Consider the following 18,891-nt stretch of genomic DNA (forward strand, 5'->3'; position numbering starts at 1 on the left):
TTAAATTCCTTTCAATTCTAATAATCGTTTCAACGTTTCTGGATCAGAAGGACGCGTCATATCAGCATCCACAATTTTCCCTTTCTTATCTAACAAAATAAAACGAGGTATTCCATTTATGTGATAGGCTTTCATAAACTCCTCTTTCCCCTCTGCATTTAATTGTACGCCCCCCATCTTCTTATCTTTCACGTATTTCAACCATGCCTTCCGACTCTCGTCCACCGACATACTCACGAAAACGATCTTTTTACCACGCATCTTCCGCTCCAATTCTTTCAAATGGGGAATCTCAGCACAACAAGGTCCGCACCACATCGCCCACACATCAATATACACGTATTTTCCCCTCAAACTTTTTAATGTCACGATTTTACCGTTCACATCCCGGTAACGAAAATCCGGTGACGCCATCCCGGCTTTCAGCGTATCCGCCACATTCTTCTCCACGCTCCCCGAGGTAGAGGCAATGGCTTGTCCCCCGGAGAAACCGAGAAGGACAAGCACGAAAAATATATAAATCTTTGTCATTTGTTTTTATTTTGTATCCTTATAAAATAATTTCAACGGTTTATCAGCCACACCGACAAAACTGTTCACCAATTGCAGGTTTTCCGTTTTATAAATATAAACGCTTCCCTTCAATCCGGTTGCCGCAGGGTCGTAAGTTCCAACGTACAAATACTCTTCATCAGGACTTTGCGCCATACAGGTAATTTCTCCGGGCACGGTGATAACCGACTCCACCTCAGAAATATCGGAGCCATGCCTCCAACGATATATGGAGTTACCGCTATTGTAGAAAATGCTATTACTATACTTCGTGTTATACAACATATCGGATTCCTCGGTCAAAGTCAACGGAGCAGAAAGTTCGTAAGACTTATCACTCCATTTCTCGTCCCCACTTTCATGCCCGAAAATTGCCTCCATATTCCACAATACCTCAATCCCCGAAACATAATTCGTCACCCACACCTTCCCGGGGTCATTTTTAGATTGGCTTACCACGAGCAAACTCTTTTTCAAATTTGTATTCCCCACTATCAAAAAATTGACAATCCGACGTCCTTCAAAATCAGTGCCGGAGTCAAGTGATGCCTTTCCCAAAAGATTTGTATAGCATACCAATTTTTCATCCTCCGCCACCACAGGCAGTGACATCATTACTTCATCCCAATCATTCCAAAGCATCGCCTGATACATCTTCGTTCCTTTCATCTTTGCCCCCCAAGCATCGCTCATCAATCCGTTCGACGTCAATTGAGATCCTACCACGATTCCATTCTCGGACAGCACCACCAATTCATCTCTACACGGAGACAATGCCACCGGTTGTATATTCAATTCCGACACCAAAAGAGTCAAATCTATCTTGCGCAACACGAGTAGCGTATTGGGCTCCAATTCATACGCACATCGGTTGGACTTGGAAATCACAAACACGGAATTTTTATACGCCCCATAATTCATCAAACTCATGTCCAAAGCATCCACTAACTCATAGTCTGGATTTATTCTGCTCCACACCTCCCAGTCAAAGTCTTCTTTCTTTGCCTTCAGCAATTCATTCGCATCTTCCAGCACAGAACAGAAGGACAACCGACCTTTCCCCGCATCATCAGAACTTAACACCAGCAATCCCCTTTCCATTCCAGCCTTGATTTCCACCATCATGTAGTAAAAAGCACTACTAAACCCATCAGACACCCGCAAACGTACCAAGAACTCCCCTACTCGATTAAAAGAATGTTCCAACACCGGTTTCTCCGAAACCAAATACAACGAATCCATCACCGGCTTTCCGTCTTTCCATCCGTTTACGTATCCCACCTTCCATTCATACACCACCTCATTTTCGGAATGATTCACCTCCGCTTCAAAATGCACTGGCATCATAAATTCTGCGTACGCCCTCTTTCCCTCTTCGTTGACGCCCTCTCCCTTAACTTTGACAATCGAAAGCTCGGGGATTTCGTTCACAAATCCGGTTGTGTCGTCATGAATACAGGAAACCATTCCCGCAGACACTACAAACAACCACAACAACAATCGTATATATATCTTTTTCATATTATGTTTTATTTAATTAAAGATAAGGATCAGGCATGCTTGTATAGTCTCCGTCTTTCGGATTATTTTTCAAATGATCATACAAGGGACGGGCCACATATTTCCGAAGCAAGGTCCCATAAGGCTCATGCCATTTCTTACTAAACCAATAATAATAATAATGAGTTCCATTAGAAACATATTCACAATCCCTACCCAAATTCGGTTCAAAATACGACGTCCACACATAAGGTTCTTTCTGTTCCACCGCATGATAGAACCGCATAAACAACTCGTGCAAGCGAGGTGTCCACGGCGCCCCAAACATATTACTGTTTGCAGACCACCAATCGGGTTCTGTCAGTTTATACGGAAGCAAAAGGAAACACTCCTGCGAAACCATCACGGGACGGAAGTTGTCATTTTCCACAATTCTCAACCCAAGCGAAAAAGTGTCCGTTTCGGAATAGGCATAAGAAAAATTCAAGAAACCGAAAGTTTCGCCAGCCGTGATATTACACGTGTCCTTGAAAGAGAAACAGTCGGCAGGTATCGTGGTCAAGGAATCGACCACCTCCACCTTGAAACGCCGGTCGACATCCCGGGTAAATCCGAGGATATCCACCCTCTCACCGTACACTATCCATTTTTCTCCTCCCGATGCCCTTGTAAACACATGAACAGTGTCTTTCCCTCCCAGAAAATACACCCCGTCCTTTGCCTCGGCGTCGTACCACAAATATTCTCGTTCGCAGCCCCCAAAAGCGAAAACCGCCAAAAGGGAGCAACAAAGTCCAAAAAATCGATTCAATATCGTATTTATTTTCATATTCTGCTCTATTTACATTGTGAAATCTTCTCTAAACTCAAATTCATCGTCCGGAATAAGCAATTGCCACATCTCTTCGGTCATGGTGACGACGTTCCTATCCACCGCTTCCACGGTTTCCGGGTGACGATGTTTCATCCTGAACCACACCTGCCCCTCCTGTGCCAACTCTCTCCGCCACTCCTTATCAATGTTCTCCAACGTCAACTCACCCTCAAACCGTTCCAAACCGCGCGAAGAGACTAAATCCTCCAAATATTTCCGTGCTGTTTCCGGGTGACTCTCCAACGCCGCCTCCGCTGCTATCAAATACATTTCCGTCACGCGGATCTGATTCACCCCTTCCACGCCCGCTGGCATCAAGGAAGAAATACCCGCCTCCACAGGATCGATTATTTTGACCCATCGGGTAGAACCACCGGTACCTGGAGGTGCGATAAGCCACTCCTTACGCCAATCGTTTCCCGCCTTAGATTCGTAGAGACTCATATCACTATCGGAAGGTTTATACGCACTGTAATCGGAAGTCGTCAGAAAACACTCGGCCATCGGATCGTACAAATTCTTATTGGATAGCCCCCAAACGGCTTCCGTTTCAGCCACCACTCCCGCCACGACAAAACGGGCATCTTTCGGATCACTGATCAAAGGAAACTTCTCGGAATCAATGACCGCCCGGGCATATTCCCCCGCCTTTTCCAAATCACCCGGTTCCCCGCGCATGTAATAAACCCGCGCCAGAGTAGCCTGCACGGCATACCAATTAAAATGCACCTCACGATTTCGGCAGATCACAAACTCATGCGAACGCACCCGCGGCAACATCAAGAGCGTGTCGTCCTGCCGCAACAGTTTCTCAGCTTCCAACAAATCGTCGATGATCAAATTGTAACACTCCTTTACTGTCGAGAACGAGGTCACCGAAGAACCAAACCGGGTAATATAAGGAATGCCCCGCTCTCCCAATTTTACCGGAGCATACATCCTGAGCAAATCAAAATGCAGGTAAGCTCGCAATCCCAACGCTTCTCCCCGGTAAAGATCTCCGAACATGAGGCTCTCTCCCTCGTAAGCATCCAAATTCGCCAAAAAACTATTGATGTCGCTAATCGAACGGTACATCGTTTTCCAAATCGAATTGCACACCTCCCTTCCCGCCGGTTTCAAAAAATCATAATGCAGCACATCATACAACGCAGTATTTCCAGGTTTATAAAACTGTGCTAACAAATCCATCCGGCAAGGCACATAAAAACCGTATAATTCCGGTTTTGCCAATCCGCTATATATCCCATACAGCGCATCTTCCACACCTTCTCGGTCTGCAAACAACGTCTTTTCCAACACTTGCGTATTATCTCGCGAAGTCAGAAAATCATCGCACCCTCCCCACAAGAGAGCCACGAAAACCCATAATATCGTTAATCTTTTCATCGTATCGTCAATTTTTAGAATGTCGGACTAATGGTAAAATTGTATCCTCTCATATAGGGATAACCGGTACCCCGTTCATACTTCACCGTACTCAACCGGGCAATGTCGCTGAAACCGATCCCCAACCCTAACCGCCTCAATCCGATTTTTTTCAACCAATCACCTTCCAAATTATAAGAAATGTTGATGGAGGAAAGATACAATTCGTTATTGCGCTCCACGAAACGTTCCGTGTGACCGGTTGACGGCTCTTTTACATTCGGATACATCACGTAATCGTTCACGCTCTTCCAACGTTCGGTGAACGCCCGACGGTCCACGTTGTTTTCGATGGTGATATTCTCAATTTTTCCTGCCCGCGTGGTATTATAGATATCTCCTCCGAACGTATAGGTCAAGCCGGCAAACAGCGTGAGGTTTTTCCACCGAACACCGGTCGAAATTCCCCCCTGCATAATAGGGATTTTGTTCCCGATCGCCACCTTGTCCTTCGGATCATAAATAAAAGTGTAAGTACCATCCTTTTTGATAAAAATCTCTTTTCCCGTTGCCGGGTCTATACCGGCGGAACGCACGGCATAAATTGCGGTGGAGGATTCTCCCTCCTCCAACTGGATTCTCGGCGAAGAGGTGTTTTCGTCCCGATTTTCCGAATTTATATTTTTCAGTGAATTACTGATCTTTTTGATTTTGTTCTCCGTGTGACTCGTCGTGAAATTCAATGTCCAGCTCCAATCCTGCGTACGAATAACCGTTCCAGCAATAGCAAGTTCATACCCCCAGTTGGCACTTTCGCCCAAGTTGTATTTAACCTTGTCATATCCTATGGAAGGCGGCAACGAAACATCCATCAACAAATCCTTAGAAATCTCCTTATAGAAATCCAACTTCACTCCTAAACGGTCATTGAATAAGTTGACATCCATGCCGACATCCAATTTCAACGTACGTTGCGATTTCAGTTTGTCATTTCCCATCGCCGACGGCAAAGCCCCGAGATTGTCGTCATACGCATTATCACTATAACTATATATAGTTTGTGCTAGAACTCCCCCGAAATTGTTGCTTCCCACATATCCCGCACTTCCCCGAATCCGGAAACTCTGTACCCATGCCAAATCAGCAATGAATTTCTCGTTATGCAGGTTCCACCCCAAACCAACTGACCAAAAAGGCGCCCAACGCCGGTCTTTAGAAATCGTGGCATTACCAGAAGTTCGATACGAAAAATCCACGAAATAACGGTCCTTCAATATAAAATTGACATTACCGAAATAAGCCACCGTTGCACTATAGGATTCACTCCCGGTAGGATTCCCCTCTTCAGGATAACGCTGCGCAAAGTTCAAGTTATTCAAACGATCTTTCGTAAATCCCACCCCCGAAAAAGCAAACGAACTTCTTTTGTCTTGCGATATGTCCAATCCACCATGAAAACTCAACATAGTCCCATGCTCGTCCAAAGCAAGATTGTAATTTAACACACCTGAAAAAGCCCAAGAATAATTCTTGTCCCCGCTCAAATTATAAGAACCTTTTTCATCTTCCTTAATGCCATCTTTCAAGAAACGAGAATCCTCCGGAGAAACAAAAGCATCCGTCTGACCGTCTCCCATAGTATAATTGGCATTAGCGGTAAAATATACTCCTTTCACGATATCCCATCTCACACTTAAGTTATTGGAAAAACGCTTGCTCTCCGCTTTACTGAAACTGCTCAACGTGGCATTGTAAATCGGATTAATCTTGTCGTATGACAACACTTTTACCCATTCCCCGTTTTCATCCACAGGCGAATCATAAGGATTGATTTCCACCCACGAATTATAGCTACCATAAGGCGAATCCTTGGAATTCAATTTATTGAAATCGGAACGGAAACTCACCGTCAGTTTGTTGTTCCAAAAATAAGAGAAATAGAATCCCAAATCAAAACTGCGGCGATAGTCCCCTTTCATAACACCCCGATCATCCGAATAATGAGCGGAAATACCGTAGTCCATGCCGCTTCCCCGTCCGGTGATGCTCAAAGAATGGTTATGCGACCAGGAATTGCGCAACGGAATAGATTTCCAGTCGGTATTCACACCGGCATTCACCCGTTTCAATTTCTCGTAATAGAGTTCATCGTATTCACCTATGTTACTATCGTATTTTCCAAACAATCGTTCCAACTCCAATTTCTCCCACGGCGAACAAAGATTAAAAGAAGAAACATCAGGAAATCCAATGTTAGGCACAAAATTATAACGTACCCTCAATTTACTTTCCGTCACCTTCTTTCTCATGACCACGATAACACCGTTGGCAGCTTTTTCCCCATACATTGCCGTGGCGGAAGCATCTTTCAGAACATCCACTCGATCAATGTCAAACATATCCAAGTCATACAATTGCTGCAGGCTGATTTCCACCCCATCCATGATAATCAAAGGACGATTCAATCCTTGTTCCATCTTTTCACTATCAAGCGAATTCATACCCCGGAGGATAATTTCCGGCACCTTATTAGGATTCGAACCGTTGACATTGTCATCCACGATACGCAAACCGGGAACAACAAAAGACAACGCCTTGAGCATATTCGTCTTCGATATTTCCAACAATTGTTCACCCTTTACAGACGTCACCGCCCCCGTGTAACTGTTACGGTTTTGCGTGAAATAACCGTTCACCACAACCTCGTCTATCGACTCTACCTCTTCTTTCATCACGATACTCACCTCTTTGCCCGGGGTAACCTTCACTTCAACATTCCGCATTCCCACGAAAGAAGCCACCAAAACGATGGATTCTTGCTCAGGTAACTCCAACCGGAATTTTCCATTAACGTCCGAGGAAACACCGATAGAGGTACCCTTTAACACGATCGTTACTCCCGGTAAAAGTTCCCCGGCCTCATCCTTCACGACACCATTAACAACAACCTTCTTTTTCTCCTGCTTGTCATCCTTTACACGATAGATCACAACCGTTTCCTCGTTAATCTCATACCTCAACTTCGTGTCACGCAAGCAATAATCCAAAATCTCCTTCATCGATTTTTGCTGCATGTTCAAAGACACTTTAACATCCTTGATCTCGGTCGTCCAATACATAAACGTGAAATCGGTCTTTTTTTCCAATTCCCAAATCACTTGTTCCAGAGAAGCATTTTCCAAACGCACATCCAAAAGTTTATTCTGGGAATGCACCGCAGCTGTCACCTGAAAACAAGTAAGCATAAGCAAACACATTTTCAATGTCATAACTAGTAAAATTTTTTGCCAGATTCCTCGAAAAAAGGTCCCTGAATCTCGTTTTTTCTTCATAATTTTGAAAGATTAATAAATGAACTACTATTTATTAGTTGTCCATGCGTTTGTGCTGGTGACACAAACGCATGTTTTGTCTTATTCGCTTGATATATAAAACACACCATCCTTCCGGGATATAGAAATACTCGGATTTTTCTTCAACATTTCGATAATCGGATTCATGTTATTGTACCTATTTAACTTGGCTCCCACCCGCATATTTTTCACGTCTTCATTCATAAATTCGTAACGCACATTATACCAACGAGCCAAATACTTCATCACATCCTCCAAACGCTCGTTCCGGAACACGAACTTCCCCTCTCGCCAAGCCATGTAACGCCCGACTTCTACTTTATTAACCTCCATAGTCCTTGCAGCCTTTTCGTAAACCACCTGCTCCCCGGGAATAATATCCTTGAATTGCCGACCGTCAAAGACCTGTACTTTTCCCGCCGTTAATGTCGTCGTCACCACCTCTTCATCTTCATAAGCTCGCAGATTAAAAGAAGTCCCCAATACTTTGACCGAAATATCGTGAGTCTTTATCACGAACGGATGCGCGGCATCTTCGGCGACTTCAAAATAAGCTTCACCGGACAACTCCACCACTCTCTGCGCCCCTTTGAAACACACGGGAAAACATAATTTCGATTCCGCGTTCAAATAGACTTTCGTGCCGTCTGACAAGGTCAACGTGTATTCCATCCCCGTCAAAGTACTTATCGTATTTCGGATTTCCTCCTCATCCTTTACATCATGCGCAACATAATCTATTCCCATCGAATCCGTCACGAGCAGAGTCCCGTCCGTTTCCTTCATCATGAATGTTTGGTCTTTCACGATATCCACCGTTTTCCCGTCAGCCAATGTCAGACGTGCCCCGGTAGTCCCCGCTTCTATCTGGTAAGCAAAAACAGGTTGTTTCGGCTCTTCTTCCCGAGAACGATTCAACCAAAAGAATAACCCGCAAGCGATTAGTATTATCCCCACCGCCGCGTATCTGGAAACGAACTTGAACCGATTTACCCGACCACCTTGCTTCTCTCCCGAAAGCACCTTTATTTTTCGATTCTCCTCGAAAACCTGCCATCCCTCCTGACAATCAAATCGCTCCGCGACACGCACAAATTCGTCATAATTCTCTCTGTTGAAAATCTCCTTAGCCAAACGGCCGTTTTCTCTTTCCCAAAGCTCATACTTTTCCCTCTCCTCCCCCGAGTGAGTATTCATGAAAATAGCTGCTAGAATTTCCGCTATCTTAAAATGTTTTTTCGACAAACTCATAATATTTACTATTGCTATTTTATACTATAACACGCAAAGTGCAAAATAGGAATAGTCGAAAACCGAAAAAAATTACAAAAAAATAATCCTAACCCACGAAATTAACCCCATCCCCCAAGAAATCGCCCTTATTTCACTCAAATTCCACTGTAAATCCGAAGAAGAGTAACCGTAATAATACCTCACCTACCGTACTCTCTCCGTTCCCGCTCTTATGTTGCTACAAAAAAGATTATAGCAACATAAAAGCGGAAACATCCCATAAACGAACAAGGGAGATTATTACTCCGGATTTACTGCGGCTTCAAGGCGGCTTTACCACTACTCTACCAAGATTGAAATCAGCAAAACAATAACAACAAATAAAAATGTTCTTTCAATTGCTCTCTCAATTTACGATAGGCAGTTTGTTTCAGAGATTTCACGGAACCTTCACCAATCCCCATTTCTTTTGCAATCTGGGGATTTGTCAATCCGTCAAGAGAATAACGAATGATAGTCCGCATCTGCGGCGGTAACGCATTTACAGCCTTCCACACTAAAAGATAAGTTTCCTGCGCCACAACCCAATCCTCGAAAACACCCTCGGATTCCAACTCCCGCCCGTATTTCTCCAAATACCCCTGACTTACTTTCTCGTGTCGCAAGATATTTAAACAACGGTTGCGGGTGATCGTGTAAAGATACGCTTTCACTTTATAAATATCGCCAAAACGCTCTCGTCTTTCCCAATAATCGGCTAAGGCTTCCTGAGCAACATCCTTACATTGCTCATCATCTTTCAGGTATTTAGCGGCAAAAACACATAACATGATATAGTAATCATCAAAGAATTCCTTGAATGCCTTCAGATTCCCTAATTTTATATCCGATATAATATCTCGCATTACATCACCATGTTATCTTTATTTATGAAACAAAAATAAACAATATTCATGTATTACCCTGAAAAAAGTCGAGAAAATTCTTCATAAAAGAATTCCCTCGACCTTACTAAAATACATTTATGCTTCCCGACTATTTTTTTAATCTTCTCTCTAACATAAATAATAACGCTTCATAATGCATAAGCTCCGCACCTTGTGACGTGGAAACTTTACTCTCCAACAAACGTTGAATCCGTTTCCCTAACGTATATATATGAATGTCCGAATTATCTATAGCCAACACGGAAATTTGCCTTTGCCATCCATACCCGGAACCGAATTCAATAGTTTCCGGCATATCCCGGCATTCTTCTCTTCTTAATTCACCGGCAAATTTATTCGTGAGTCCGGATTCATCCAACCCGTAAGCAAGCACATCTTCCAAGGAAGGTCTATACGCATCTTGTGCATTCACAACCCCGAATAATCCTCCGGATTGTTTATCCTTAAACGTTTCCGCTACCATATTCACGGCAGCCATTTGCAACATTTTGTCCCCCTCTGTCAAAGGTTTGCCATTAATCGTATTTTCAAAAACCAAATTGTAGTAATCATCAAAGAACTCCTCTACCGTGTAAGGATCCGTCGCAACGTGCGCGGACAACATCACACCCTTATACAATTGATGCAAACTCAAGGCTAATGATTTTTGGATCATTACTCCCATATCAATTCCAAGAGGGAATTTACTAATCAATTTCTTATCACATACCCAATCCGAATTGCGAAACTCGTTCATCACCCATTTCATCGAAGCTTTCTGTTTTTCTCTGGGAACAGAAACAACCCGTTCTCCCGGAGTCCCTTCTTTCACCTCGGATAAATAGATTCCCCCGATATTATACATCACGTTACGAATATACCGATAATACTGGTTACAAATACCTTGATAAAGACTCAACTTGTGAGAATCGTCCGGATCATCTTTAATCCAAGAATCCAAATTTGACAAAATGTATTTCAAATTTTTAATCCCGTACTCTCCCGCCTTCATCGGATCATCACCCAAATCTTCCTCCAGCGCACTCGGATCATAACGGCTATATACTTGTTGACGACCGTAACGATACATCGGATCCCCGGCTTTGGCATCTACCATTTTTTCCAGAATTACCGCTTCTTCATTCATACTTTTAGCTGTCGGGAAATACTCGTAATTCCATTTTACCAGATATTCATCATATACCCCCAAATCAGGGGGAGTCAATCTGACACCTTTATCCCCGGGTTGCGCGACATAATTGAAACGGGCATAATCCATGATAGAAGGTGTTGTCCCGTATTTTTTCGTGAACTCCGCCGAACGTAAAGATTCTACCGGGATTGCGGCAGACGCCGCCATATTATGCATAAATCCGAGTGTATGACCGATTTCGTGAGCTACCACGTATTCGATAGATTCATCCATAATCTTTTTAGGCATTTTCTTGTTTCTCACCAACGGATCTATTTGTGCAGTCTGGACAAAACGCCAATTATTAATCATCTGCACCATATTACTGTAAACTAACACGGAAGCACTGATAATTTCTCCCGTGGTAGGATCCACGTACGAGGGACCCATGGCATTAGCGATACTCGTGGGTAAATAACGCACACAAGAGTACTTCAAATTATCCGGATCAAAGATCGTATCATTTTTGGGGAAATCCCGTACCTGCATCACATTCTTGAAACCGATTTTCTCGAACGCTTTATTCCAGCGCAAAATGCCTTTCTTAACCGGTTCGATCCATTCTTTCGGGAAAGCCGTATCCACGTACCACACGATCGGCTTTTTCGGCTCTACCAGTTTACCTTGCTTGTAAGCATTGACATCCTTGGGTTCAACACGCCAGCGATGTGCCACGGAATAAGTGACCAACCGGTCTTCAGCTTGCGTGAAATGTTCCTTATCCGTCAAAAAGATGCCGACACGCGAATCACTCTTACGGGGACGCATTTTATCCTCGGGCAACAACATCAGGGAACGAGTAGCAACCACCGTCACATCCGCTCTCGCGTAGGTTGACATTAAATAAGTCAGACTCACCGTGTAAGGCATAAGTACCTTTACCGTCAGATTATCATCAAACGTTTTGATACTACTCACAACCGAAGCACCATATTTCATTTTCGGCAAAATATTAAAAACGGAATAGTTTCCCCGGAATAATGGCAAATACTCGTTCTCTTCCGTGAAAAATTTAGTTACCTCGAACACGACTGTCGTTTGATCCGGTTTAAAAGCTGAAATTTTAAACGCCTCGACAACAACATCTAAAGAATTAGCCTCAATCGCCGACTTGATATTTTTTTCTTTCGCGTCATAAGTAGTCGTGGTATTTACACGTTGCAAATAAACTAACGAATCGACCAACTTGAATTTCACGTGCATCATCGTTCTGTGTGCCATATCGGCAAACACGCTGTTACTTGTTTCCGAAGCCGCGGAAGAAAGCACCATTTCCCGTCCGAAATATTCAAGAGGCATTTCAAAATAGAGTTTCTTGTCTATCTTGTGCAGCGTGATGAAATCACTTTCAGAAGTTTCAAATGCCTTGTCTGCAAACAAGCGATCATACGCAGTTTTCCGTTTTTCCGAAAATTCCTTCAATTTTCTTTTCGCTTCTTCCTGCGCCATTTTTGCACTATCATTCACCAAGGTATCACTTTCAGCGACCTCTTTCCGGTTGGATTTCTTTTTATCCATGACCTCTTTCAATTTTCGCCGCACCTCGGCCTCTTTAGTACTATCCTTGGTCAAGGTATCATACAGACATCCGTAACCGCTCTTTACCTCATTCGAGGCAAACAACTTTCCATAACCCGGTAATAATATTAATATTACCAACAATGCATACATACAATTTTTCATACTATTCTATTAAAAATTAGGTAATAAACTTCCATTTCTATTCGATTACAAATAGAGTCACAGGGAAAGAAGGTTCAAAAAGTCTTTAACCACTCTTCGAACAACTTCTCCCATAAACATTAAAACTCGCTCTAATCCGTCAATACTTTCCCGGTCAACAATTCCAGATCTATATCATGCAATCTCTTCATTTCGCTCACGAATAACTGTACTCTGGTTTTGCACGCCGGATAACTCCGAAATCGCATATTGATGATCGTTTGACTCGTCGACATCAAATAATCTATCGTTTTTTTGAAATCTTCCTGAAGGTTCAATTTGTAAGTACTCCCGTGAATAATTCCCATATTATATCCTGCTATTAAATCTGTTGCTAACGAATAATCCAAATCCAACGCTACCGGAACTTCAAATTTCCCGTTATCAATAATATAAGTCCAGAAAGCACTATTGATATTCTTTTTGAAAGTACTTTTCGTCGTTGCTGTCATGTTCTGCAGGCTCTCGTTGATATTACCGAAAGTAATACTGATATTTGTTGTCAAATTCGCCGCATTTGAATATCCGCTCCAGATGCTGTCCGCCAGATAAATATAATGAGGCAGGCGTCCCACGAAAAATTCTCCCGGGTAAAGATCCAACCATAAATCGAACAAACTGTTCACTCCCGCTTCAAGATTCTCTTTTTTAGGCGGTACGATACGGTAGATTCCGTACCCCTCGATAGACTGGATATTCCATAGCGGATCATGCGCCCCGTACTCGTACAGAATAAATATCTTATTCTCGTTGTAAAAATCGAGTATCAACGAATCGTACTTCTCGTTCCCCTGCGGGAGAACGTATTTCACGGATAAGGCCTCGGAAGGAACAATCGGATCGTCATCCTGATTACATCCTCCTATCATGAAAGAACACACGGCAAATACAAAAACTACCGGTTTCAAAAAAATCTTCCTATTCATATGTCTTCTACTATTTTATTATAAACTCACGGGTAAACGCGGAGACGATAACGTCTCGTTCAATTGCAAGCCACTATTCAAATCTGTCACGTAAGCAGGAATTTCCAACACGTACAGAGGGTCATGCTTCTCCAACACGTATTTCTCTCGTGTATTCCCGTCAAGAGCCCAAATCTTTTCCAAACGGGGCATACCGAAACGACGCAAATCGAACCAGCGTTGTCCCTCGTAACACAACTCCTTCCGGCGTTCCAGACGATAGATATCTATTAATTCATCGGCATTTTTCATCTCAATACCGGGAAGGGCAGCTCCGCCCGCAGACACGTAACGTTTGGAACGGAAGTCGTTCAACAATTGCAATGCCTCATTTCCTGCCCCGGCATTTCCCGCCTTGTATTGTCCCAACAATGCTTCGATCGCGTTCAGGTAAGCCTCCGTCACCCGCACTCCTTGCGTGTAAGCTGATGTTGAAGTCGGGTATTTCAAAACGGAAACCATGACACTCGTACTAATAAGTTCCTTAATAACCTGTCCCGTTTCATAATCGTAATGCGAGTCAAATACACTATCCCTTGCCACAGAGAAGAAACCGTCAGCACGGGCATCTTTCCAATCTTCACTTTCAAAGGATTCATACAGACTATAAGAAGCGACAAACGCACTGCTGGAAAGACTGGCATCACCTATGCCCCACACGTTATCCTTGGTCCCGTACATCCAGAGAATATCATCATTTTCAGCCGTAAAAATAGCCGTCGGTACACCTTGTGTATAATCACACAATTTTTTTTGTCCCATAACCACCCGGGCATGCTCCAACGCCTTTTCCCAATTTTCCATGTACAAATAGATTCTTGAAGCCAGCAAATGGGCAGTGAGAGAAGATACCCGGTATTTCGTACTTTCCTTTTTCCCTTTATCAAAATATCTTATACTATTCTCGATATCTTCGACGATCAACGAATAAACCTGTTCTACCGTACTCCGGGCAAGACTTAACGCCCCGATTTCCGGTTCGGTAACAATAGGAACACCCAAACTTACCTTGGGATCGTTTTTCTCGTCATTATAAGGCCAACCGTACAAATTCACCAGCTGGAAATAATGGAACGCACGCAGACAATAAGCCTCTCCTTTTAAATAATTTTTGTCAATTTCCGAACCGACGGATTCATCCGCGTATACCAGAATAATATTGCACCCCAAGATACATTTAAAATGAGCCTGCCAAGGTAACACCCCCTTAGTCGCACTATAAGTATTCCCCGCCGTATTATTAATGACATCATTTACAGCCCCGGGTTGCCACGTGTAGAATAATTTATTCTCGATATCAGCATCCCTGTATCCCGAAGAGTAAGTACTGGTCGGATAATTATTCTCCACGTCATCATCCATGTAATAGAGCATCCTATTCACAACCTGACTATTAGGCAGATATCCCTCGTACAACAATAATTCACTAAATGCTTGGGTAGATTCCGGAGTTACTTCATCCGAAGGAGTTTTCGCCAAAAAATCATCACAAGCCTGACAGATTAGCACAAGACTTATCAACAGTAATATATTCAATCTTCTCATGGTACTCCTATAAATTTAAATTAATTGAAAAATTATACGATGGAAGAATCGGTACATTCATGGAACCGGCTTCCGGATCTTCTTTATGCAACCGTTTATTCTTTATCACAAACAGATTCGTTCCCGTCAAACTGAAAGACAAAAAGGATAATTTCACGTTTGACAATATCTTCTCGGGCACTTTATAGGTCAAAGTCATCGATTTGCAACGCATGAAATCGGCACTCACTACTCGATGCTGGGAAGCATCCCACATTTCATAGATATTACTTGTTCCACCGGGGTGTATGCAAGATGCCGATTCCGTGGGACGCAAGAAACCCGGTTTGTTGGTTGTATTTTCATCCCCGGATTTTCTCCAGTGTTCAACAAATTCCACGGGCAAATTTGCATCGAATTTCGGAACGGTAACCGTATATTGCCCCTTCTGATAAACCGTACGCAACCGCTTCATTGCTCCCAAAGCAAAAGCGAAACTCGAATTAAAGGATAAATTCCGATAGGATAGGTTCACGTTAAATCCTCCTACTATATCCGGATTTTTACTACCGGAATGTACCAGATATTTCATCGGATCACTTCTTAATTCTTCTTTCGTGTAAGAGGTGTTTTCCCCTAAATCAAAAATAGGCATTCCATTGCTTCCCAATTCTTTAAAGTTCCACGACCAGAAAGAACCCACGGAGTAACCTGAAAAAGCGGAATACCCGTTCAAATAACTCAAGTACACATCTCTATACCCGGGACGTTTAACCTCGTTACGCGTAAAAGCCACGTTAGCCGACAAAACGAAGTTCCAATCTTTTGTTTTCACGACATTCCCCCTCAATGACAATTCAACACCCTCATTAGTCAACTTACTATCATTAAAATAAGTTTTCTCAACCCCGTACGCCAATGGCAATTGTCTATCATATAATACCTTATCACCAAATTTGATATAGTATTCCGCTGATAGCGAGAATCTGTTTTTCCAGAATCCCAAATCCACTCCAAAATTCACGGTACGCGTCTTCTCCCAATCCAGATCGGAATTGGGGATATTTCTCAATTGTAATTGGAATTCTCCCACGTAAGGATTTATCGCATTATTTCCGGTCAGATACCCGGCTATCAATTTCGGACTCACGCCATACACCACGTTTCCCTGAAAACCGTAGCTCACTTTCACGTCGAGAGCACTTAACAAATTCTGATCTTTCATCCACTTCTCCTCCAACATGTTCCAACGACCACTCACGCTCCATATAGGAGAGAAACGGAACTTCTTGTTCTCACCGAAGCGATTGGTTCCATCCACGCTAAAACTAGCATTCAGCACGTAACGACGTTTGTAATCATAAACCAATGCTGCCATTACTTTCACGGCATTGTTGGGTCTGTCCGAAAGTGTCACGCGGTGTTTCGACGTCGAAGAACCATAATTATTGCCTAAAAAACCGGAATCATCTTTATTATATTCATAAAAAATAGTCTTTCCCCTGTCCGGGAAATAACCATAATCACTGGAATTAAAGCCACTGCTTTTCTGTGAAGAAATTTGACCTCCACCCATAAGATTCAACGAGTGAGCCTCCTTCCACACGTGGGTAAACCGAAGTGTTCCGCGAAGTTCCCATCGGTTATTATCCTGATCGCGGCGTTGGTAATATCCCCCGTACGGGTATTGGGAAAGCTTACTTTCCATTCCCCCGATATCGACAGTACCGTAATCATACCCTCTTTTTCGTGCCATATAGGCACTTTGCTCCGTGGCGTAACCAATCTCCACTCCATGTGCCTCCTTATAAGCAAAAAGCAGTTCGCCCCGTAAACCCTTCCAAATATCCATTTTCAAATTTGCAGAAGCAGAAAATTCCGTTGTCTGGGTTTTCTTGGAAGTGTTTGCCAACTCGTCGAAAATATTAAACGTGATCGGGTTCTCGAATTTATATTTTATCCCGTCAACATCCCCGGATAAAGATTTTATCTCGGTGATATAACGCTCGTCAGGAGCAATCGTTCTCGATGTCTGCAAGGCATAATACATCGGGGTAGTTCCCATGAAACCCCATACTTTACGGCTCGAATAACCCATTTTTAAATCCGCTTTCAACCATTTAGCCAATTCCGTGTTCACCCGCACGTTAGCCGTGTAACGTTTCGTGTCGTCACCTTTTTGAGTTCCCCGGTCATTGGCAAGTCCCAATGAAACATAATACGTTGTATTTTGATTTCCACCGGAAACTGACAACGAATGATTATCACTTACCGTGTTCTCGAATAGCAAATCAAACCAATCCGTGTTAAGTTGCTCGCGGTATTGATACTCTTTCAAGGCATCCTCCAGTGACCCTTTCCCGTTCAAATAATCAATCATGGTTTTCTCGAAACCGTACTGTGGCAACACTTCAAACACAAGGCAATCGTCAAACATCTCTTTCGTGATAGCCATTCTCTGTTTAGAATTCATCATGTTAGCCGACTTCCGGTAACTCGGACGCTCCGTGAATTTCAAATTTCCCGTGTACGACACCGTCATTTTTCGGGCACTTCCTTTTTTAGTAGTAACCACAATAACCCCGTTGGCCGCTTTCGTTCCATAAATAGCGGTAGCTGCCGCGTCTTTCAGAAAAGTGATACTTTCAATATCCATCGGGTTCAAACCGGAAATGGCATTACCGAACATAGAGTAATCTTCCCCGTCCGACAAAGCCATTATATCTTCATTCGACAGGTTCATGATATCTTCCTGAATCACCCCGTCGACCACCCATACCGGAGCGGCATTACCCAACAATGTTGCCGTTCCCCGCATTCTCACCTTTGGCAAAGAAGAAGGACTGCCGGAACCATACAGCAACATCAAGCCCGGAATTTCACCCTGTAGAACATCTTCCACGGAAGTAGCTCCCGGCACCATAACATCTTCCATTTTCACCGTGTAGGTCGAAGCTGCCGACAATTCTTTGGCAATAGTCTGGTAACCCGTTACAACAACTTCGTCTACCTCTTCCACTTTTTCCCGCATCACAATCTCGTATACCATCACTTTCGTCACCGGAACAACTTGCGATTCCATTCCCACGAAACGGACAAGTAATTTCTCTTCTATACCGTCCTTCACGTTGATAGAAAAAAATCCCAGCGAATCCGTCACGGTTCCCTGTCGCGGGTTACTTTTCAAAAACACCACAACTCCCGCTAACCGATGCCCTTGCTCGTCTTTCACCACGCCATGAATCCTACGCTCTCGCTGTTGTGGTTGACTAACCGTCGCTTTCTTTGCGGATATCAATATCGTTTTATCAGAAATCTCGTAAACTAAATTAGTATTCTTCAGGCAGAGTTTCAACACTTCCTCCACGGTCGCATTTTTCACCTTCAGATCGACTCCTTTCACGGCTCTCACGTCCTGAATATTATACAGGATATAATACCCGGACAACGCGCGCAACTCCTTCAGCACCTGTTCCAGTGTCGCACCTTTCACTTCCATTTTAATTTGCTGTTGTCCCAATCCCGGCAATGCAGACAGCAAAGTCGGGAACAGCATCATGATTACAATTAGTCGCATCACTCGCAAAATTTTACTTTTCCACCCATGCAGGTGAACAATTAATCCTTGTTTTTTCATACATTTGTTACGTTTTTAATTTATTCTCGCGTCAATTGCCAAACC

Annotated in this window: 11 protein-coding genes; all 11 read right to left on the bottom strand. The window is 43.3% G+C overall.

Going from position 1 to position 18,891, the window contains the following annotated elements; genetic code table 11:
- The 11 genes from Q5866_RS12910 to Q5866_RS12960 all read right to left on the bottom strand — a co-directional run bounded on the left by Q5866_RS12910 (nucleotide 1) and on the right by Q5866_RS12960 (nucleotide 18,786).
- Nucleotides 1-531, bottom strand: a complete 531-nt coding sequence (locus Q5866_RS12910) for a TlpA disulfide reductase family protein (RefSeq protein ID WP_303180649.1) — start codon at nucleotides 529-531, stop codon at nucleotides 1-3.
- A 6-nt stretch (nucleotides 532-537) separates the two neighbouring features.
- On the bottom strand, nucleotides 538-2,073 hold the full coding sequence (locus tag Q5866_RS12915) for a PKD domain-containing protein (protein ID WP_303180651.1): 1,536 nt from the start codon (nucleotides 2,071-2,073) through the stop codon (nucleotides 538-540).
- Between the two features lie 16 nt (nucleotides 2,074-2,089).
- On the bottom strand, nucleotides 2,090-2,881 hold the full coding sequence (locus Q5866_RS12920; RefSeq protein WP_099290524.1) for a DUF4843 domain-containing protein: 792 nt from the start codon (nucleotides 2,879-2,881) through the stop codon (nucleotides 2,090-2,092).
- Nucleotides 2,882-2,893: 12 nt separating this feature from the next.
- Nucleotides 2,894-4,315, bottom strand: a complete 1,422-nt coding sequence (locus tag Q5866_RS12925; RefSeq protein ID WP_303180653.1) for a RagB/SusD family nutrient uptake outer membrane protein — start codon at nucleotides 4,313-4,315, stop codon at nucleotides 2,894-2,896.
- A gap of 14 nt (nucleotides 4,316-4,329) precedes the next feature.
- A complete protein-coding gene (locus Q5866_RS12930) occupies nucleotides 4,330-7,539 on the bottom strand; it encodes a SusC/RagA family TonB-linked outer membrane protein (RefSeq protein ID WP_303180655.1) in 3,210 nt (1,069 codons plus the stop codon).
- Between the two features lie 168 nt (nucleotides 7,540-7,707).
- Nucleotides 7,708-8,898 (bottom strand): FecR family protein, encoded by a 1,191-nt coding sequence (locus Q5866_RS12935; RefSeq protein WP_303180657.1) that lies wholly within the window; start codon nucleotides 8,896-8,898, stop codon nucleotides 7,708-7,710.
- Between the two features lie 341 nt (nucleotides 8,899-9,239).
- On the bottom strand, nucleotides 9,240-9,785 hold the full coding sequence (locus Q5866_RS12940; RefSeq protein WP_099290528.1) for an RNA polymerase sigma factor: 546 nt from the start codon (nucleotides 9,783-9,785) through the stop codon (nucleotides 9,240-9,242).
- A 130-nt stretch (nucleotides 9,786-9,915) separates the two neighbouring features.
- Nucleotides 9,916-12,681, bottom strand: coding sequence for a zinc-dependent metalloprotease (locus tag Q5866_RS12945; RefSeq protein ID WP_255301855.1), 2,766 nt, complete (start codon nucleotides 12,679-12,681; stop codon nucleotides 9,916-9,918).
- A gap of 131 nt (nucleotides 12,682-12,812) precedes the next feature.
- Entirely contained in the window at nucleotides 12,813-13,646 is an 834-nt protein-coding gene (locus tag Q5866_RS12950) for a hypothetical protein (protein ID WP_099290530.1), read from the bottom strand.
- An 18-nt stretch (nucleotides 13,647-13,664) separates the two neighbouring features.
- Nucleotides 13,665-15,230, bottom strand: a complete 1,566-nt coding sequence (locus Q5866_RS12955) for a RagB/SusD family nutrient uptake outer membrane protein (protein ID WP_099290531.1) — start codon at nucleotides 15,228-15,230, stop codon at nucleotides 13,665-13,667.
- A 7-nt stretch (nucleotides 15,231-15,237) separates the two neighbouring features.
- Entirely contained in the window at nucleotides 15,238-18,786 is a 3,549-nt protein-coding gene (locus Q5866_RS12960) for a SusC/RagA family TonB-linked outer membrane protein (RefSeq protein ID WP_176554917.1), read from the bottom strand.
- Between the last annotated feature and the right edge of the window lie 105 nt (nucleotides 18,787-18,891).

The organism is uncultured Butyricimonas sp. (genome assembly GCF_959596855.1).
GTDB classification, from domain to species: Bacteria; Bacteroidota; Bacteroidia; order Bacteroidales; family Marinifilaceae; genus Butyricimonas; species Butyricimonas muris.